This window comes from Geobacillus sp. FSL W8-0026, from assembly GCF_037966255.1.
Taxonomy (GTDB): domain Bacteria; phylum Bacillota; class Bacilli; order Bacillales; family Anoxybacillaceae; genus Geobacillus; species Geobacillus icigianus.
Map to the genome: position 1 here is coordinate 2364640 of NZ_CP150194.1, position 18253 is coordinate 2382892.

19 protein-coding genes are annotated in these 18253 nt (G+C 56.5%); all 19 read right to left on the bottom strand.

Annotated features, from left to right (window positions below; translation table 11 throughout):
- Positions 1-30: 30 nt before the first annotated feature.
- Positions 31-912 carry a DNA-processing protein DprA gene (dprA, locus tag NST29_RS11805; RefSeq protein ID WP_033022988.1) on the bottom strand — a complete coding sequence of 294 codons (882 nt, stop codon included), beginning with the start codon at positions 910-912 and terminating at the stop codon, positions 31-33.
- Positions 913-976: 64 nt separating this feature from the next.
- The gene (sucD, locus tag NST29_RS11810) at positions 977-1879 is read right to left on the bottom strand and encodes a succinate--CoA ligase subunit alpha (protein WP_015374401.1); all 903 of its coding nucleotides are present in this window, start codon (positions 1877-1879) and stop codon (positions 977-979) included.
- A gap of 17 nt (positions 1880-1896) precedes the next feature.
- The gene (sucC, locus tag NST29_RS11815; protein WP_033843507.1) at positions 1897-3057 is read right to left on the bottom strand and encodes an ADP-forming succinate--CoA ligase subunit beta; all 1161 of its coding nucleotides are present in this window, start codon (positions 3055-3057) and stop codon (positions 1897-1899) included.
- A 117-nt stretch (positions 3058-3174) separates the two neighbouring features.
- Positions 3175-3462 (bottom strand): EscU/YscU/HrcU family type III secretion system export apparatus switch protein, encoded by a 288-nt coding sequence (locus NST29_RS11820; protein WP_033022976.1) that lies wholly within the window; start codon positions 3460-3462, stop codon positions 3175-3177.
- On the bottom strand, positions 3459-4997 hold the full coding sequence (locus NST29_RS11825; protein ID WP_033022971.1) for a flagellar hook-length control protein FliK: 1539 nt from the start codon (positions 4995-4997) through the stop codon (positions 3459-3461). Before NST29_RS11825 ends, NST29_RS11820 begins: the two co-directional genes overlap by 4 nt.
- A gap of 422 nt (positions 4998-5419) precedes the next feature.
- A complete protein-coding gene (locus NST29_RS11830; protein ID WP_033022962.1) occupies positions 5420-6196 on the bottom strand; it encodes a ribonuclease HII in 777 nt (258 codons plus the stop codon).
- A gap of 85 nt (positions 6197-6281) precedes the next feature.
- Complete coding sequence (ylqF, locus tag NST29_RS11835) at positions 6282-7142, bottom strand: ribosome biogenesis GTPase YlqF (RefSeq protein WP_033023254.1); 861 nt, start codon at positions 7140-7142, stop codon at positions 6282-6284.
- A 174-nt stretch (positions 7143-7316) separates the two neighbouring features.
- Positions 7317-7868, bottom strand: a complete 552-nt coding sequence (gene lepB, locus NST29_RS11840; protein WP_339232182.1) for a signal peptidase I — start codon at positions 7866-7868, stop codon at positions 7317-7319.
- An 87-nt stretch (positions 7869-7955) separates the two neighbouring features.
- Complete coding sequence (gene rplS / locus NST29_RS11845) at positions 7956-8306, bottom strand: 50S ribosomal protein L19 (RefSeq protein WP_033022957.1); 351 nt, start codon at positions 8304-8306, stop codon at positions 7956-7958.
- A gap of 137 nt (positions 8307-8443) precedes the next feature.
- On the bottom strand, positions 8444-9178 hold the full coding sequence (gene trmD, locus NST29_RS11850) for a tRNA (guanosine(37)-N1)-methyltransferase TrmD (RefSeq protein WP_033022956.1): 735 nt from the start codon (positions 9176-9178) through the stop codon (positions 8444-8446).
- Complete coding sequence (rimM, locus tag NST29_RS11855; RefSeq protein WP_033022955.1) at positions 9178-9696, bottom strand: ribosome maturation factor RimM; 519 nt, start codon at positions 9694-9696, stop codon at positions 9178-9180. Before rimM ends, trmD begins: the two co-directional genes overlap by 1 nt.
- A gap of 15 nt (positions 9697-9711) precedes the next feature.
- Complete coding sequence (locus NST29_RS11860; protein ID WP_033022954.1) at positions 9712-10098, bottom strand: YlqD family protein; 387 nt, start codon at positions 10096-10098, stop codon at positions 9712-9714.
- Between the two features lie 89 nt (positions 10099-10187).
- The gene (locus tag NST29_RS11865; protein ID WP_033023251.1) at positions 10188-10424 is read right to left on the bottom strand and encodes a KH domain-containing protein; all 237 of its coding nucleotides are present in this window, start codon (positions 10422-10424) and stop codon (positions 10188-10190) included.
- A gap of 11 nt (positions 10425-10435) precedes the next feature.
- The gene (gene rpsP, locus NST29_RS11870) at positions 10436-10708 is read right to left on the bottom strand and encodes a 30S ribosomal protein S16 (protein ID WP_033022953.1); all 273 of its coding nucleotides are present in this window, start codon (positions 10706-10708) and stop codon (positions 10436-10438) included.
- Positions 10709-10802: 94 nt separating this feature from the next.
- Complete coding sequence (ffh, locus tag NST29_RS11875) at positions 10803-12143, bottom strand: signal recognition particle protein (protein WP_033022952.1); 1341 nt, start codon at positions 12141-12143, stop codon at positions 10803-10805.
- Positions 12144-12157: 14 nt separating this feature from the next.
- Entirely contained in the window at positions 12158-12490 is a 333-nt protein-coding gene (locus NST29_RS11880) for a putative DNA-binding protein (protein WP_033022951.1), read from the bottom strand.
- Positions 12491-12649: 159 nt separating this feature from the next.
- Entirely contained in the window at positions 12650-13636 is a 987-nt protein-coding gene (ftsY, locus tag NST29_RS11885) for a signal recognition particle-docking protein FtsY (RefSeq protein ID WP_061912709.1), read from the bottom strand.
- Positions 13637-13654: 18 nt separating this feature from the next.
- Positions 13655-17218, bottom strand: a complete 3564-nt coding sequence (gene smc / locus NST29_RS11890; protein ID WP_033022946.1) for a chromosome segregation protein SMC — start codon at positions 17216-17218, stop codon at positions 13655-13657.
- Between the two features lie 158 nt (positions 17219-17376).
- Entirely contained in the window at positions 17377-18111 is a 735-nt protein-coding gene (gene rnc, locus NST29_RS11895; protein ID WP_033022942.1) for a ribonuclease III, read from the bottom strand.
- Positions 18112-18253 lie beyond the last annotated feature (142 nt).

The window sequence follows — 18253 nt, forward strand, 5'->3', positions numbered from 1 at the left end:
GATTATGGCCACATTTGTCAAACATGATCGCTACAAGTACGGGAATTCAGCGATCACATCGTCCGCTTGTTGCACTAGTTTGGCCCCGTGTTGAATGAGCGTATTCGGTCCAGCGGATTCGGCCAAACCGATCGGACCGGGGACGGCGAACACTTCGCGCCCTTGCTCGAGCGCATACGCGGCGGTGATGAGCGAGCCGCTTTTCACCCGGGCTTGTACGACGATCGTGCCGAGCGACAATCCGCTGATGATGCGGTTGCGAGCCGGAAACTGCCACGGCTGCGGTCTTGTTGCCGGCGGATGTTCAGCGATCACGAGATGTTCTTCCATGAGTTGCCGAGCAAAGGAACGGTGGGCCTTTGGATAAACGTGGTCAAGCCCGCCGGCGATGACCGCGATCGTCGTGCCGCCGTGCCGGACGGCCAGTTGATGGGCGCAAACATCAATGCCAAAGGCCAGTCCGCTCACGATCGTAAAACCGGCGGAAACGAGCGGCGGCACCAGTTTTTCCAACGCGGCGATTCCTTCTTTCGTCGGATGTCGCGTTCCGACGATGCTGATCAGCTTCACTTGTTGAAGCAAAGCGAGGTTCCCTTTCGCGTACAGCACCCATGGCGGCGCGTGGATATGCTTTAGCAGCGGCGGATAGTCAGCGTCCCATAACGTGATGAGGTGAATGCCCCGGCTGTGGTATGCTTGCAGCAGCCGCTGCATATCGATGGCATGCAAGTCGTGGAAAAAGGCGTTCCATTGCGCATCGGAGAGCGGGACAAGGGAGCGGAGGGCAGAGGGAGAGAGCGAAAATGGGGCAGAAAGCGTAGCATCAGCGGCCAACAGCGCCTGAATCGTCTTCCATCCCGCCCCACGGCAATGGTGGAGATGGATGAGCCGGTCGCGAACCGTATCGTACATCGTATTCCCCTTTCTCGCAACAGGATAAACAGCACCCCGCACGCAAGGGTGCGGGGCAGGAACATTAATGCGTTTTGCATTTTTCGTACAAGCCGCGCTCTTTTAAGACGGAAATGAGCGTTTCGCCGATGACGGCCGGCGTTTCCGCCACTTTGATGCCGCATTCGGTCATTTTTTTGATTTTTTCCGCAGCCGTGCCTTTGCCGCCGGAAATGATCGCGCCGGCATGGCCCATCCGTTTGCCCGGAGGCGCCGTCTGCCCGCCGATGAAGCCGACGACCGGTTTCGTCATGTTCGCTTTCACCCATTCAGCCGCTTCTTCTTCGGCCGTGCCGCCGATTTCGCCGATCATAATGACCGCGTATGTCTCTTCGTCCTCGTTAAACGCCTTCAGCACATCGATGAAGTTCGTGCCGTTGACCGGGTCGCCGCCGATACCGACCGCCGTTGATTGGCCGATGCCGGCTTGCGTCAGTTGGTGAACCGCCTCGTACGTCAGCGTGCCGGAGCGCGAGACGATGCCGACATGCCCTTTTTTATGGATGTAGCCCGGCATAATGCCGATTTTGCACTCTTCCGGCGTGATGACGCCCGGGCAGTTCGGGCCGATGAGGCGCGTCTTTTTCCCTTCCATGTACCGTTTCACTTTCACCATATCAAGCACCGGAATGCCTTCGGTGATGCAGACGACGAGATCAAGTCCGGCGTCGACCGCTTCCATAATGGCATCAGCGGCAAACGCCGGCGGAACGTAAATGACCGAGGCGTTCGCGCCCGTTTTTTCGACCGCTTCCGAAACGGTGTCAAACACCGGCACGCCTTCGACTTCCGTGCCGCCTTTGCCCGGCGTGACCCCGCCGACAATGTTCGTTCCGTATTCAATCATCTGTTTTGTATGAAACAGCCCTTGCGAACCGGTAATCCCTTGCACGATCACTTTCGTGTCTTTATTGACAAAAACGCTCACGTGTCTCCCTCGCTTTCTTAACGTACTAGCTCGACGATTTTTTGCGCGCCGTCCGCCATCGATTCCGCCGCCGTAATGTTCAAGCCCGACTCTTCTAAAATCTTTTTCCCGAGCTCGACGTTCGTTCCTTCGAGGCGAACGACGAGCGGAAGCGTCAAGCCGACTTGCTTCGTCGCCGTGACGATGCCGCTCGCGATGACGTCACATTTCATAATGCCGCCGAAAATGTTGACGAAAATGCCTTTCACGTTCGGGTCGGACAAAATGATTTTGAACGCCTCCGTCACTTTTTCCTCGCTGGCGCCGCCGCCGACATCGAGGAAGTTGGCCGGCTCGCCGCCGTAATATTTAATGATGTCCATCGTCGCCATCGCCAAGCCGGCGCCGTTGACCATGCAGCCGATGTTGCCGTCAAGGGCGATGTAGTTCAAGTCATATTTCGACGCTTCGATTTCTTTCGGGTCTTCCTCGTCCAAATCGCGGTACTCCAAAATGTCCGGATGGCGATAAAGGGCGTTGGAGTCAAAGTTCAATTTCGCATCGAGCGCCATCACTTTGCCGTCGCCGGTGACGACAAGCGGGTTGATTTCGGCGATCGAGCAGTCTTTATCGACAAACACTTGGTACAAGCCCATCATAAATTTCACCGCTTGATTGACGAGCGGTTTCGGGATGTTGATGTTGAACGCCAATCGGCGCGCTTGGAACGCCTGCAGCCCAACCGCCGGATCGATGTATTCTTTAAAAATTTTCTCCGGCGTTTTCGCCGCCACTTCTTCGATTTCCGTGCCGCCTTCTTCCGAGCCCATCAAGACGACGCGCGAGGTGGCGCGGTCGACGACAAGGCCGATGTAATATTCTTTTTGAATGTCGCATCCTTCTTCAATGAGAAGCCGCTTCACTTCTTTTCCTTCCGGGCCGGTTTGATGGGTGACGAGCACTTTGCCGAGCAATTCGCTGGCGTATGTACGGACTTCCTCGAGGCTTTTTGCTACTTTCACCCCGCCCGCTTTGCCGCGCCCGCCGGCATGAATTTGCGCCTTGACGACGCATACCGGTGTGCCGAGCGCTTTCGCCGCTTCGACCGCTTCATCGACCGTAAACGCGACGCGACCGTTCGGAACGGATACGCCATAGCTTCGCAAAATTTCTTTTGCTTGGTATTCATGAATGTTCATGCGCCAACCTCCTATGTATAAGATCAAAAAGTCTTAGCGCTTTCATTTTATACCTAACGTTTCCCGGTTGTCCACCGTTTCGTCACAATAATGAAAAAAAGCGGGGAAGAGGAAACCTCATCCTTTCCCCGCTTTTTGTTCTTTGGCGGCGCGGTCTAGATCGTATAAAAACGCAAACAGCTCCGCCACGAGCGCATACAGCTCTTCGGGAATCGTCTCATTCAGCTCCACTTCGCTGAGCAATTCAACGAGCACGGGGTCTTTTCGGATCGGAACGCCGTGTTGTTCGGCCATCTCGATGATCGCCTCAGCGACCGCCCCGCTCCCTTTCGCCTTTACCACAGGCGCTTCGTCCACATGGGCATCATACGACAACGCAACCGCCTTTTTTCTCCCCTCGCTCATGCCCGCCAGTCCACCCCGCTGCCGCCGCTTTGAAACGGAAAGAGAGAAGGCGGGCAAGCGGCAGACGCCGCCTTGACATCCACCCCTGACAATCGATAACCGTGCGCTTGAAACCGCTCTTTCGCGAGCGGGGACAACCGGGCGATCAGCGCCGACAGCTGCGGATCATCGTGAAAAATGGAAATGTGAACGATCCGACGCTGCACGCGCATATCGACGACCACCTCGCCCAACTCTTCAAGCGTCAGCGAACAGACGATGCGGCTGTAATCGGTGTCAAGCGTCCGCTCATGGCTTCGCCTTCCTTGCCAATAGACGACCAAATCGCTGTCATGGCGGCCAAGCGGAAGCGGAAAGGCGAGCCACGCGTGCTCCATCGCGCCGTCGCGGCCCGAAGCGATGGCCATGCCGTCCAGCCGGTCAAGCAACGCTTCCGCCGTCCGTTTCGCCCCGCTCGTTTCCGGATCGTGAAGAAGGCGAAGGAGCAGCCCTTTTAACGATGAGGGGGCGACAGGCGCCGAACCCGTTTTCAGCGCGCGGGCGAGTTCCGCCTCGTCGCCAACCCCAAGGCGAGCCGCCATCCGGCGCAGCCAATGAAACACGGACAGCGCCGGATCGCGGGCCGTTCGGGCGGCCGCCCACAGCTCTGCTTCCGCCCTAGGGAGCTCCCCGCGGCGAAAAGCGGCGTCCACCGCGGCAACTCGGGCGAAAAATCTTTCCTCATCCGTCACACCGAGCAGCCGCCCCACTTCAGAAAAACGCCGCTGCCGCAACGCCTCGCGAAGCGCCATACGGCCGTCCTTAGTCAACGGAGCGAGCCCGAGGCGAGCCCAGAGCGCCGACGCTGGCTCCGCTCCTTCCTGCCGAGCCGCTAACGCTACATGGGCTGCCGTCTCGTAGGCAAACAGCGAGGGTGAAAGAAGACGTTCGAAGTCCTGCCTGAGCGCCACCGTCCCCGGCTGGGCGGGAAGGGCGGCGAGCGCCGCCTTTAGTTCCGTCAACAATGAAGCGAGCGGCGCTCCCGCTCTCGCTGCCCACAGGGTGCGAAACACGGCCGGAGACGGCGGCAAACCGCGGCGAAACAAATGGGCGAGCACTTCTTCCGCGCTGTCCGGTTGCCCGGTTTGCTGCACCGCCTCGGCCAGCTTCACCACCTCCGTTTTGGTCACAACCGCTCCCGCTTTCAGCGCCTGGCGAAGCACCGGCAAGGCGGCATCCGACAGCTTCCAAGCACGCTGCCATTGGCGCGCGGCCTCTTCAAGCGAATGGGCGCCCGCCCTCGACAGCGGCACCGCTTTCCACCGGCCTTGTTCGTGAATTTCAAACAAATAGAGCCGTCCCTCAGCGAGCGGCGCTTCGAGCCGGGCGCGAATGAGTTGGCCGCCGGCCCGAACGAGCGCCGACCGCTCTCCCGTTTCCGTCTCTTCCACTTGTTCCACCCGGCCGATAATGGCCTCTCCTGGCGCCAACGGTCGTCTAGACACCGGATCGCGCACAGCAGCTACCGGCAACGTTCGTTCCATCCGCTCGACCATTCCCCTCCCCCTTTCTATATAAGTTACCATAAACCATTTCCGATTTTTCGTTGCGTGTTTCATCTAAGTACAAGTTGATGATGATAAACGAGTCGAGTAATCAGCGGGATGTAAAACAAACTTTCAACTATAGCTCGTCGTTTCCCTTTGATCGTCCGTGTCGATGCAACCCGTTTCCATACGATGAGGTTGACATGCTCGGACGGTGTGAAGCAAAGCGGGTCGACACCGGCGCCCTTTTGCTTTCCACGACGATGTCCCCGTTGGCCGTCTCCCGCTGAAAACGAGCGGCGGCCATTAATGAGGATCGCTTGGCGCTTTGGCGAAAGCCGTTCGCATGCAAAACAACGAATGAAAGAAAATCGATCGCCATTAAGCGCGATGGGCGAGCGCTACACCTCGCTTTTCCATCATCCGAGCCGTTAACGATGTTCATTGAGCGCTTCGCGCACCGGCGCAAAGGAACGGCGATGCTCAGGCGTCACTCCGTAACGGCGAATAGCTTGTAAATGTTCCGGCGTCCCGTAGCCCATATGGCGAGCGAATCCATATTGTGGATAGCGGCGGTCCAATTCGGTCATCCAGCGGTCGCGCGTGACTTTGGCGATGACCGATGCCGCAGCGATGGAAGCGCTGCTGGCATCGCCTTTGATCAGCGATCGTTGCGGCAATGAGCACGGAACCGTCATGGCATCGACAAGCAAATAGTCAGGCGGCGGGGAGAGGTTCTCCACCGCTTTCGCCATCGCCCGCCTCGTCGCCTCGTAAATATTCCACTCATCGATTTCCGCCGCGCTGACGATCCCGATGCCAATAGCGACAGCGCACGCTTCAATTTGTGCAAACAACGCTTCGCGCTTAGCCGGTGTGAGCCGTTTGGAATCGTCAAGCCCCGGCAAGTAAGCGCCTGCCGGCAAAATGACGGCGGCGGCCACAACCGGACCAGCGAGCGGACCGCGGCCCGCCTCATCGATACCAGCGATGCGAGCGGCGCCGGCCGCGTACAGCTCCCGCTCCCAGCGCAGCAACGCTTCCCATCGCTGCTTCTCCGCCCGGCGGCGCGCCTGCTCCCTGTCCAAACGAGCGAGAAGCGCCTGCACGCTCTTGCGCTCATCCCGCCGCAGCCATTCCCAATGCGGATCGTCGGCGCCAAGCTGCGGAAGAAGCGCCTCAATCTCCTTGACCGTATACCGTTTCATTCGTCTCTCCCTCTTCTACTTATACTATCGGTTCGATCGGGCCGGACGTCAAGCACGGCCCGCAAAAAAACGCCCGCCGGACAGTTCACGTCCGTAAAGCGGGCGCTTCAAAACTTAAGCGGCCTAATTTTTCGGTCCGAATATCAGACAGCACAATCTCCGCAACTTTGTCGTAATCCACGCCGCCGCCCGCTGTCAAACAGCCGCGCCGCCGCCCGATGGCCTCGAACAACGCGACGATGTCGGCGGGAATGTCATCGAGATCATAACGCGAAAGGAGCCGCTCCGGATAATGAGCGGACAAAAAACGGAGCGCGTAAACGGCGACATCTTGCCCATTCAAAATTTCATCTTTGATGGCGCCTGTTACCGCCAGCTTGTAACCGACATCCTCATCTTCAAACTTCGGCCATAGAATGCCGGGTGTATCGAGCAGCTCCATTTCTTTGCCGACCTTGATCCATTGCTGCGCCTTCGTCACTCCCGGCTTGTCGCCGGTTTTCGCGATATGGCGGCCCGCCAGCCGGTTGATGAGCGTCGATTTGCCGACATTCGGAATGCCGACGATGAGCGCCCGAACCGGACGCGGGTTTTTAATCCCTTTCGCCCGCATCTTGGCGAATTTGTCTTTCACCATCTCTTTCGCCGCTGCGGCCAGTTGCCTCACTCCCGTCCCGCTTTGCGCATCGATGGCGATCGCGGTTTTCCCTTGCTCGCGAAAATAGCGAATCCATTGTTCCGTCACCGCCTCATCGGCCATATCGGCCTTGTTGAGCAAAACGAGGCGCGGCTTTTGCCCAAGAATCTCGTCGATCATAGGATTGCGCGAAGACATCGGCACACGGGCGTCAAGCAGCTCAAAAGCCACATCAATCCATTTTAGTTTTTCTTGCACTTCCCGCTTCGCTTTCGCCATATGACCGGGAAACCATTGAATCGTCGCCATAGCCTTCACCTGCCTTTCGTTGATTCGTGATGACGCTTTGTTTGTTGCCTGCCGATGCGTCACGATCGTGGATTCCGCCTGAAAGAGACGGCCCATATGGATGAAAAACGAAACGACGGGCAGCGAGCTTTCTCCCGACCACACCGCTGGCGCTTTGAACGGGTTGCGATCGGATCATTTCACGATGCGGGCGTCTTGGAGCGGCCAGTAGACGATGCTCGCCTTACCGACGACTTTCGACATCGGAATGAAGCCGATATGGCGGCTATCTTTACTGAAGCGGCGGTTGTCGCCCATCACGAACAAATACCCTTTCGGCACGGTGCTCCGTCCAGTCAACTCTTTGAGCGTGAACGGCTCCGTCAACGGCCCATAAGCCACTTGCTTTTTGGCTTCAGCCAAATATGGCTCTTCATACGGCTTGCCGTTGACATAAAGCGTGTCGTTTCGATATTCGATTCGGTCGCCCGGCAAGCCGATGATCCGCTTAATATAGTCTCTCCCCGCTTCGGCGTGAAACACGATGATGTCGAAACGATGCGGGGCGCCTATTTTATAGGCGAGCTTATTGACGATCATCCGTTCATGATTATGTAACGTCGGCTTCATCGAATAGCCGTCGACAATGATCGGGGCGAAAATGAAATAGCGAATGCCCCCAGCGAGCAAGACAGCGACAACAATGGCTTTCATCCATTCGCGCCATTCGCTTTTTTTCTGTTCCATCATCATCCCACCTACGTTCAAATTTGCGATAGCGAAAAAAGGAGCTTGAAAGCAAGCTCCTTTTCCGCTACGTCCCAACGATGTCCGTTATTGAGCCGTTTTTTCCTTAATGCGCGCCGCTTTGCCGCGAAGCTCACGCAAGTAGTACAGTTTCGCGCGGCGGACTTTCCCGCGGCGGACGACTTCCAGCTTGGCGATTTTCGGCGTATGCACCGGGAACGTGCGCTCAACGCCGACGCCGTAGGACACTTTGCGGACGGTGAACGTTTCGCTGATGCCCGCCCCGCGCCGTTTAATGACGACGCCTTCGAACACTTGGATGCGCTCACGGTTGCCTTCCACGACTTTTACATGGACGCGCACCGTGTCGCCCGGGCGGAAATCCGGCAAATCGGTCCGCAACTGCTCTTTCGTAATTTCTTGGATCAAATGATGCATCTCGTTCCACTCCTTCCACAGATGTTCATGCCAATGAAAAATCGTCATTGCAGCGGAACATCGTTTTCCGTCCTCAAGCCAACCGCCTAAGGCCACACAAGGAACATAATAGCACAAATCGCGAACGCAGGCAATAGCTATTGACGTTCCTCTTCCCACTCTTTCAGCCATTGTTTTTGCTTGTCGGTAAGCGGGTAATCGGCAAGCAAGTCCGGGCGGCGCAAAAATGTCCGGCGCAGCGATTCCTTCTCGCGCCATTCGGCGATCCGCTGATGGTTTCCGGACAGGAGCACATCCGGGACTTTCAGGCCGCGAAAATCGGCCGGCCTCGTGTATTGCGGGTACTCGAGCAGCCCGGAGCTGAACGAGTCATCGACGGGCGATGCCTCGTTGCCAAGCACGCCTGGAAGGAGGCGGACCACGCTGTCGACAATCACCATCGCGCCAAGCTCCCCGCCGGTCAAAATGTAGTCGCCGATCGAAATTTCATCGGTGGCCAAATATTGACGGATGCGTTCATCATACCCTTCGTAATGGCCGCAAATAAGCACCAAATGCTCTGCTTTCGCCAACTCCTCGGCTTTTTTTTGCGTGTAGCGCTCTCCTTGCGGACAAAGCAAAATGATGCGGGCGCCGGGCGATCCGGCGGTGACGTGCTCGACGGCATCAAAAATCGGCTGCGGCTTGAGCACCATGCCGGCGCCGCCGCCATATGGATAATCATCGACCGTTTTGTGCTTGTTGTCGGCAAATTCGCGGAAATCAACGAGGTGAATGGCGACGGCTCCTTTTTCTTGCGCTTTCTTGAGAATGGATTCATTCAGCACGCCGGAAAACATGCCAGGAAACAGCGTCAAAATGTCGATCCGCATCACGCAAGCAGCCCTTCCATCGGCCGAATGACGATCGTTTTTTGCTCCGGATCGACATGGATGACCACCTCTTCAATATACGGAATGAGCACGTCTGAACCGTCCTCACGGCGGACGACCCACACGTCGTTCGCCCCCGGCGTCAAAATTTCCGTGACGGCACCGATCGTCTCTCCGCCTTCTGTCACGACGGTGCATCCGATGATCTCATGAAAATAATACTCGCCCTCATCGAGCTCGCCCAGCTGGCTTTCTGGCACTTTCAGCATCGCGCCTTTGAACGGTTCGACCTCGTTAATGCTGTCATAGCCTTCAAACGACAAGAGGTCAAACGATTTGTGGACGCGATGGCTTTTCACCGTCACTTCTATCGGCTCGTTGTCTCGTTCGCGGAAAATATACAGCTTGTTTCCTTTCTTGTATCGCTTCTCCGGAAAATCGGTGCGCGAAATGACGCGCACTTCGCCGCGGATGCCGTGCGTGTTGACGATTTTGCCGACGTTAAACCACCGTTCCATCCCCTTCATCCTTTCCTAGCGAATCTCTTTGACGACGCCGTCTTCAATGATGATGGCGCGCGCCTTCGTCACCTCTTCCCATCGGTCGCCGACGTTCACCTCGATGAGCGCCTCGACGTCCCGCTCTTTTAACTCGCTCCCTAACGGTAGGATGCGCAATTGCTCCAATTGGAACTCAAGCAGCTTGATTTTCTCGATGCGCTCATCGATTTCCTTGGCGAAATAGTGCTTGACTAAAGCGGGCGGGTGCTTCCCGCTTTTTTCCACCCGTTTTTGTTCAAAGCGAAGCTGGTCGCATTCGCGTTCAAGCTGTTGCTTGCGCTGAAGAAACGAGGCGGCAAGCGTCTGTTTGCTGCGCTCGGTGACCACTTGTCGCACTTCGACCGTTTGAATGAGCTTCATCGTCCCCCTCCTTTTCGGCATCAAACCATGCCTTCGCCGACCGCATCCAGCTTTGGCCTGACGATATCAAAAAAGGGAGAGGAACTTCCTCACCCTTTGTCCTTCACCTGCACGATCACCCGCTTGGACGCCCCGGCGGCAGCGGCGGCGACCACGGTACGGATCGCTTGGATCGTCCGCCCGTGTTTGCCGATCACTTTGCCGATGTCATCGTCATGCACCGACAGTTCACAAAGCAACGCCGCCTCGCCTTCGCGGCACTCAACCGCCACGGCTTCCGGATGATCGACAAGCGCCTTGACGATCGTTTCAATGAGCGGTTTCATATCCATCCCGCTTATTTCCCGTATTTTAAGTGATGGAACTTCTCCAAAATGCCTTGCTTCGACAGCAAGCTGCGCACCGTGTCCGACGGTTTGGCGCCGTTTTGCAGCCATTTGAGCGCCAGTTCTTCGTCGATGTTGATTTGCGCCGGCTCGGCGACCGGGTCGTACGTGCCGATCGTTTCAATGAAACGGCCGTCGCGCGGTGAACGCGAGTCCGCTACCACGATGCGGTAAAACGGTTTTTTCTTTGCACCCATGCGTTTTAAACGAATTTTTACTGCCATAGTTTGTACGCACCTCCGTATAGTGTTCACACAAGATAGTATATTAACAATTCTTCTTCCGTTTGTAAAGGTTTTTCGCTTAACAGATCTGGATTTACATAAACGGAAAACGGAAACCTTTCTTTTTTCCTTTCGGGACGTTCGTCATCATTTTCATCATTTTTTTCATCTCGTCAAACTGCTTGAGCAGCCGATTCACTTCTTGCACCGTCGTGCCGCTCCCTTTGGCGATCCGCTTTTTTCGGCTGCCGTTGATGATTTCCGGATGCATTTTCTCTTCCTTGGTCATCGAGCGAATGATCGCCTCAACGCGGGCGATTTGCTTTTCATCGACTTGAATGTTGGCGAGCCCTTTGATTTTATTGGCACCCGGCAACATTTTAATCAGCTCGTCAAGCGGTCCGAGTTTGCGCACTTGGCCAAGCTGGTCCAAAAAGTCGTCAAGGGTGAACGTGGCGGTGCGCATTTTTTGCTCGAGCTCTTTCGCCTTCTCCTCATCAACGGCGGCCTGCGCCTTTTCAATCAGCGTCAACACATCGCCCATGCCTAAAATGCGCGACGCCATTCGCTCCGGATGGAACGGCTCCAACGCGTCGAGCTTTTCGCCCATCCCGGCAAACTTGATCGGCGCCCCGGTGACGGCGCGGATCGACAGCGCGGCTCCTCCGCGCGTATCGCCATCGAGCTTCGTCAAAATCACGCCGGTGATACCGAGCTGTTCGTGAAAGCTTTGCGCGACGTTGACGGCGTCTTGCCCGGTCATGGCGTCGACGACGAGGAAAATTTCATCCGGCTTGACGGCCTCTTTCATTTGTCTGAGCTCATCCATCAGCCCTTCATCAATGTGAAGGCGTCCGGCGGTGTCAATGAGCACATAATCGCAATGCTCCGCCTTCGCCTGCTCAAGCGCCCGCTTGGCGATCTCAACCGGGTTTTCGTGCTCGCCTAACGAAAAGACAGGCACACTGAGCTGTTTGCCAAGCGTCTCGAGCTGCTTGATCGCCGCCGGCCGGTAGACGTCGGCAGCTACCAAAAGCGGCTTGCGGTTATGTCGCTTGCGCAGCCAGTTGGCGAGCTTCCCGGTCGTCGTCGTTTTCCCCGCCCCTTGCAATCCGACCATCATGACAACCGTCGGAGGCTTTTTGGCGACAGCGATTTGGCTTTGTTCGCCGCCCATTAACGCCGTCAATTCTTCCTTGACAATTTTGATGACTTGCTGGCCCGGCGTCAAACTTTTCATTACTTCCTGCCCGACCGCCCGCTCGCTCACTTGTTTGATGAAATCTTTCACCACTTTAAAGTTGACATCGGCTTCCAAAAGCGCGAGGCGCACTTCGCGCATCATTTCTTTCACATCGGCTTCGGTGACTTTTCCTTTGCCGCGGATGCGGCTCATCACCTGCTGCAAACGTTCAGACAACCCTTCAAACGCCATGGCGGTCTCCCTCCCTAGTCGAGTTCGTCAAGCTCATCGACGAGCGCCGCCAATTGGGCGTCAGCGCCGTAATGCCGGTCGATGTAGTCTCTCAGCCGCTCGATCGCTTGCTGCCGCCGTTCGTACTTGCGCAGCAACCCGAGCTTTTCTTCATACTGTTCCAGCATCGCTTCCGTGCGCCGGATGTTGTCGTACACCGCCTGGCGGCTCACTTGATACTGCTCAGCAATTTCTCCGAGGGAGTAGTCGTCCAAGTAGTACAGCGCCATATAATTGCGCTGTTTCGGCGTCAGCAGCGCTTGGTAAAAATCGTATAAATAGTTCATGCGCATCGTTTTTTCCAGCACCGGACTCTCCCTCCCTCATTGTTAAGTAAAATACCTTTACAACCATGTAGTGTACTGTTTTTTTCTCCGCGTGTCAAGCGCAGGAAAGCGCCCGCCTTCGCTTTTCCGGTTATCTAGTTTTCAGAGCGGGGCCGTGTCCGTGAACGTCGTTGCGTCCGTTTACGAGTCGAGCCAATCGGCAAACAGTCCATACACGTATTGTTCGGGATCGAACACTTGCAAATCGTCCATTTTCTCGCCGAGCCCGACGAGCTTCACCGGAATGTTCAGTTCATTGCGGATGGCCAAAACGATGCCGCCTTTGGCCGTGCCGTCGAGCTTCGTCAGCACAATGCCGGTCACATCGGTCGCTTCTTTAAACAGCTTCGCCTGGCTCATGGCGTTTTGGCCGGTCGTCGCATCGAGCACGAGCAGCACTTCATGCGGCGCGCCCGGAATTTCGCGGCTGATGACGCGCTTCACTTTTTCAAGTTCTTTCATTAAATTCACTTTGTTTTGCAGCCGGCCGGCCGTGTCGCACAGCAAGACGTCGACCCCGCGCGCTTTCGCCGCTTGAATCGCGTCATACATGACCGCCGCCGGGTCGGAGCCGGCCGCTTGCTTAATGACGTCGACGCCGACGCGCTCTCCCCACACCTCAAGCTGCTCGATCGCCCCGGCGCGGAACGTATCGCCCGCGGCCAAGAGCACCGATTTCCCTTCCGCTTTCAGCTTATGGGCAAGTTTGCCGATCGTCGTCGTTTTCCCGACGCCGTTGACACCGACAAACAAGATGACCGTCAGCCCGCCTTCTTGTATATTCAAAGCGGAAAGTTCTTTGTCATCCGCGCCGGCGCGGTAAATGTCGATGAGCTTCTCGGCGATGACATCGCGCATTTGCGCTGGATCTTGAATGTTGCGGCGCTTCACTTCCATTTTCAATTCGTCGACCAGTTCCATGACGGTCGCCACGCCGACATCGGCAGCGATCAAAATTTCCTCGAGCTCCTCAAAAAATTCTTCATCCACTTTCCGGTAGCGGGCGATGAGATCGTTCACCTTCCCGGCAAACGACGTTCTCGTTTTCGACAGCCCTTCTTTGAATTTTTCGGTGACCGTATCCGCTTGTTTCGTCCATTTTTCCTTCAACTTTTGAAAAAAGCCCATGGAGACTCCTCCCTTCCGTTATGACTGCACGAGCTGCTTCGAATCTTCAAGGCGGACGGAAACGAGCTTCGAGACGCCCGATTCCTGCATGGTGACCCCATACAATACGTCAGCCTCTTCCATCGTTCCTTTCCGGTGGGTGATGACAATAAATTGCGTATCGCGGCTGAATCGCTTCAAATACTGGGCATAGCGCTGCACGTTCGCCTCATCGAGCGCCGCCTCCACTTCATCAAGGACGCAAAACGGCACCGGCCGCACCTTTAAAATCGAAAACAAAAGCGCGATCGCCGTCAGTGCCCGCTCCCCGCCCGAAAGCAAGCTCAAATGCTGGAGCTTTTTCCCGGGCGGCTGGGCGACGATGTCGACTCCCGTCTCGAGCAGATCGCTCGGATCGGTCAGACGCAAATCAGCGCGCCCGCCGCCGAACAGTTCGCGAAACACCTCGCCAAAATGGGCGCGGATTTGTTCAAACGTTGAGAAAAACCGTTTTTTCATTTCCTCGTCCATTTCTTCGATGACTTGGTGAAGCGTCGCCTTCGCTTCCTCGAGATCCGCTTTTTGCTCGCTCAAAAAGCGATGGCGCTCGGAAACGCGCTCATACTCGTCGATCGCTCCCAAGTTGACGGTACCGAGCTCTTCGATGGCGCGTTTGATGAGCTTCACCCGCTTGCGCGCTTCATCGGCGCTGATCTCAAGCGTATGCCGAGAGCGAGCGGCTTCCAGCGACAGCCCGTACTCTTCGCCGAGGCGGGCGAGCAAATTGGCCAGCTCCACGTCAAGCCGATTCAGCTTCACTTCCTCATCTTTGACGACTTCGATGAGCTGCTTATGACGCCGCTTCGCTTCTTTCCATTCTCGTTCCAAATGCTCAAGCCGGCGTTGGCAGTCAAGCCGCTGTTCACGGCGGCTGGCGATCAGCTCGACCGTTTTTTGCTTGTCCTCGAGCTTTTGCCGCCGCAGCTGCTCCAGTTCTTCCTCGTTCCATTCCGGCGCTTCCATGTCGGCGCGCAAAGAAGCGCGTTCGCGCTCCGCCTGTTGCAGTCCGCGCTCGGTTTCCACAAGCTCCGCCTCGATCTCTTCCGCTTTCCGGCGCGCGTGCTTGACGCGCTCTTTCGTTTCCGCCAGCGCGATTTTTTTCTCGGTGATCGCCGCCTGAAGCGCTTCTTTCGTCGTTTGCTCGGTCTGTTTCTGCGCCTGCAACCGCTCAATTTCTTCCTCAATCGCCCGCAACTTCCCGTTCAGCTGCTCAAGCTCGCGGTCTAAGCCGGCCAAACGGTCGGTGAGCGCCGCCATTTCTTGTTCATCGCCGGCCTTTTCTTGATCATAAAAAGCGAGCTGCTCATCGATTCGCTTTTTCTGCCATTCGAGCTCGCGCTGCTTCTCTTTTTCTTGTTGCAGCGCCTGTTCGAGCGCAGCGAGCTCCGCTTTGAGCGCCGCCGCTTCGCCTTCCCATTGTTCGCATTCGCGCTGCTTTGCGGTCACGTCGCGCTCCAAGCGGGCGATGACATCGTCCATTTCCCGCAGCTTGGCGGCAAGCGCCTCCAGCTCGCGATTTCGCCCGAGCAACGAGGCGGCTTTTTTTCCCGTCCCGCCGCCGGTCATCGCCCCGCCCGGGCTGACGACATCACCGTCGAGCGTCACGAGCCGGTACCGGTAGTGAAGCAGTCGCGCCAATTCGTTCGCCCCTTTTAAATCGGCCGTCACGATCACATGACCGAGCAAATGGGCGATCGCCGCCTCAAAGGCGCGATCGTACGAAATGAGCTCGCTGGCGATGCCGACAAACGCCGGATGGCCGCTGATCGCTGCCCGCTCCCGTTCAGAAAGGGAGCGCGGTTGGATGACATCGAGCGGCAAAAACGTCGCCCGTCCATAACCGTTTGTTTTCAAAAATTGAATGGCTTGCCGCGCCGCTTGTTCATTCTCGACAACGATGTGCTGCATCGCGCCGCCGAGCGCCGTTTCGATCGCCGTTTCATAACGGTCGGGAACGCGGATGAGTTCCACGACCGCCCCGCGGATGCCCGAAAGCCGCCCGCGCGCCTTGAGCACTTCTTTCACTCCTTGAAGAAAGCCGGCGTACTCTTGCTGCATTTCCTCAAGCCACTGCCGGCGCGCTTTCGTCTGCTGCCGGTATTGGCGCGCCTGTTGAAGCGAGGCGTTTTTCTGTTCGATCTCCGCCCGCCGTTCCTTGAGAGCCGCCTCAAGGGCAAGAAGTCTGCTGCTTGCCGCGGCCATCGCATGCTGGAGGCGGGATTGCTCCGCCATTACCGCCGCTCGCTGCCGCTCGAGCTCATCGCGCTCCTTGACGTAGTGGCGGTTCCCTTCCTCTGCTGCCGATCGTTTCGCGCGGAGCTTCTCGAGAGCTTGCTCGACATGCAGACGTTCGTTTTTCAATGCCGCCTGTTCATGGACGAGATCGATGTAATCGCTCTTGCGCCGCTCCATCTCTTCTTCGATGTCCATGTCTTGGGCAGCTAGAGCCGCCTGCTGTTCGCCCAACTCCTTCTCGAGCGCGGCAGCGGACGATTCGAGCTGGGCAAGGGCGGCTTTTTCCTCCCGGAGTTGCTCCGTCAAACGGCGCCGCTTGGCCGTCAAAGCGGCCGACGTTTCCTCGAGCTGGCCGATGCGCTGAGCCGCATGTTTTTTCCGCTCTTTCAACACTTCCTTCCGCCCCTCGAGCTTTTCGAGCTCTTCGCTCGCCAACAGCAAGACTTGTTGAAGACCGTCAACCGACTCGTCAATGGCGGCTATTTGATCGCGCAGCTGCTCCATGTGAGCCTCCATTTTTTGTAGTTCTGCCGCCACTCTCCCCTCTTCCTGTTGATGCTCGCTGAGCGCCTCGTTCCACTCGCTCCATTGCCGATGCAGCTGCTCGATGTCATGCACCATGAGCGCCACTTCAAAGCGTTCAAGCTCATCCCGTTTTTCCAAATATTCTTTGGCGACCGAAGCTTGCATGCGAAGCGGTTCAAGCTGTTGCGTCAGCTCATGCAAAATGTCGTTGACGCGATGCAAATTGTCTTGCGTTTCCGCCAGCTTCGTTTCGGCCTTTTTTTTACGCCATTTATATTTCAACACCCCGGCTGCTTCTTCAAAAATCGTGCGCCGTTCCTCCGGCTTGCTGCTTAAAATTTCTTCGACCCGGCCTTGGCCGATGATCGAAAACGCCTCCTTGCCGAGCCCCGAATCGAGAAACAAATCGACGATATCCTTCAACCGGCACGGTTGGCGATTGATGAAAAACTCGCTTTCCCCGGAGCGATAGACGCGCCGGGTCACACTCACTTCCTGATACTCGAGCGGCAAAAAGCCGTCTTCATTGTCAAGGGTGATCGTGACTTCAGCGACGTTCAGCGGCTTGCGCGATTCGCTGCCGGCAAAAATGACGTCCTCCATCTTGGCGCCGCGCAGCGATTTCGCCGACTGTTCGCCGAGCACCCAACGAATGGCATCGGTAATGTTGCTTTTGCCGCTCCCGTTCGGACCGACGACCGCCGTCACGCCGGGGACGAATTCGATCGATACGCGGTCGGCGAACGATTTAAAGCCGATTACATCCAATCGTTTGAGGAACATGGTCTGATGCCTCACCATCTTTCCGCTTATCATATCGTCCGCCACGTTCACAGTGGCGAACCGGGATGTTCGATTCTTTCATCCTCGTTATCAATATACCATATCGCAAAAGAAAAAACGCCGGCTGAAAAAAAGACTGACGGAACATCGCCAGCCTTTCACTGCCTGTCGGCGGCCCGCAGCGCCTCAAGCGCCATTTGCGCCGCATGCTGCTCGGCTTCTTTTTTCGAGCGGCCGACGCCAACCCCGAGCTCTTGGCCGTTTAACGCGACCCTAGCGACAAACTCTCGATTGTGAGCCGGCCCCTTTTCTTCCAAAATGGCGTATTCAAGCGTTCCGCTGCCATCGCGCTGCACGAGTTCTTGCAGCTGGCTTTTAAAATCCATCACATGAGAAAAAGCACCTTCATCGATTTTCGGGAACATCGTTTGTTCCAAAAAGCGAATGACGGCGTCCATTCCTTGGTCCAAATACAGAGCGCCGATAAACGCCTCAAACACGTCAGCGAGCAGCGCCGGACGCGTCCGCCCGCCGGTCAGCTCTTCACCTTTGCCAAGCAAAACGAGCTCGCCGAACGACAAAGCATTGGCGAATTTGACTAACGACGGCTCGCACACAACGGCGGCCCTCAGTTTCGTTAGCTGTCCTTCACTCATATGGGGAAACTTTTGAAACAAATATTGCGAAACGGTCAATTCGAGCACCGCATCGCCCAAAAACTCGAGCCGTTCGTTATCCTCATGGAACCGCCGCCGATGCTCATTCACATACGATGAATGGGTGAACGCTTGAATCAGCAGTTTTTCGTTTTGAAACGTGATGCCGATTTTTTGTTGCAGCTCTTGAAACTTCGCCCGCCTTTTTTCATGGATGCGCTCTTTTTGTTTTGACATACAACTGCCCTCCGACTTCGTTCCAACCAAAACTGGCCGTATCTCCCTTTTATTATATCCGTTCACCGGCCTGCTACGCGAGCGGGCCGCCCGCCCGATGTTCCCGAAAAAGCAGAGAAAGCCCCGTTCGGAGCAACGGGAC

Bases quoted from the DNA above. Each gene is read 5' to 3' on its own strand.
- dprA (WP_033022988.1), bottom strand. From the start codon at position 912: ATGTACGATACGGTTCGCGACCGGCTCATCCATCTCCACCATTGCCGT.
- sucC (WP_033843507.1), bottom strand. From the start codon at position 3,057: ATGAACATTCATGAATACCAAGCAAAAGAAATTTTGCGAAGCTATGGC.
- NST29_RS11820 (WP_033022976.1), bottom strand. From the start codon at position 3,462: ATGAGCGAGGGGAGAAAAAAGGCGGTTGCGTTGTCGTATGATGCCCAT.
- NST29_RS11825 (WP_033022971.1), bottom strand. From the start codon at position 4,997: ATGGTCGAGCGGATGGAACGAACGTTGCCGGTAGCTGCTGTGCGCGAT.
- NST29_RS11830 (WP_033022962.1), bottom strand. From the start codon at position 6,196: ATGAAACGGTATACGGTCAAGGAGATTGAGGCGCTTCTTCCGCAGCTT.
- ylqF (WP_033023254.1), bottom strand. From the start codon at position 7,142: ATGGCGACGATTCAATGGTTTCCCGGTCATATGGCGAAAGCGAAGCGG.
- lepB (WP_339232182.1), bottom strand. From the start codon at position 7,868: ATGGAACAGAAAAAAAGCGAATGGCGCGAATGGATGAAAGCCATTGTT.
- rplS (WP_033022957.1), bottom strand. From the start codon at position 8,306: ATGCATCATTTGATCCAAGAAATTACGAAAGAGCAGTTGCGGACCGAT.
- trmD (WP_033022956.1), bottom strand. From the start codon at position 9,178: ATGCGGATCGACATTTTGACGCTGTTTCCTGGCATGTTTTCCGGCGTG.
- rimM (WP_033022955.1), bottom strand. From the start codon at position 9,696: ATGGAACGGTGGTTTAACGTCGGCAAAATCGTCAACACGCACGGCATC.
- NST29_RS11860 (WP_033022954.1), bottom strand. From the start codon at position 10,098: ATGAAGCTCATTCAAACGGTCGAAGTGCGACAAGTGGTCACCGAGCGC.
- NST29_RS11865 (WP_033023251.1), bottom strand. From the start codon at position 10,424: ATGAAACCGCTCATTGAAACGATCGTCAAGGCGCTTGTCGATCATCCG.
- rpsP (WP_033022953.1), bottom strand. From the start codon at position 10,708: ATGGCAGTAAAAATTCGTTTAAAACGCATGGGTGCAAAGAAAAAACCG.
- ffh (WP_033022952.1), bottom strand. From the start codon at position 12,143: ATGGCGTTTGAAGGGTTGTCTGAACGTTTGCAGCAGGTGATGAGCCGC.
- ftsY (WP_061912709.1), bottom strand. From the start codon at position 13,636: ATGGGCTTTTTTCAAAAGTTGAAGGAAAAATGGACGAAACAAGCGGAT.
- smc (WP_033022946.1), bottom strand. From the start codon at position 17,218: ATGTTCCTCAAACGATTGGATGTAATCGGCTTTAAATCGTTCGCCGAC.
- rnc (WP_033022942.1), bottom strand. From the start codon at position 18,111: ATGTCAAAACAAAAAGAGCGCATCCATGAAAAAAGGCGGGCGAAGTTT.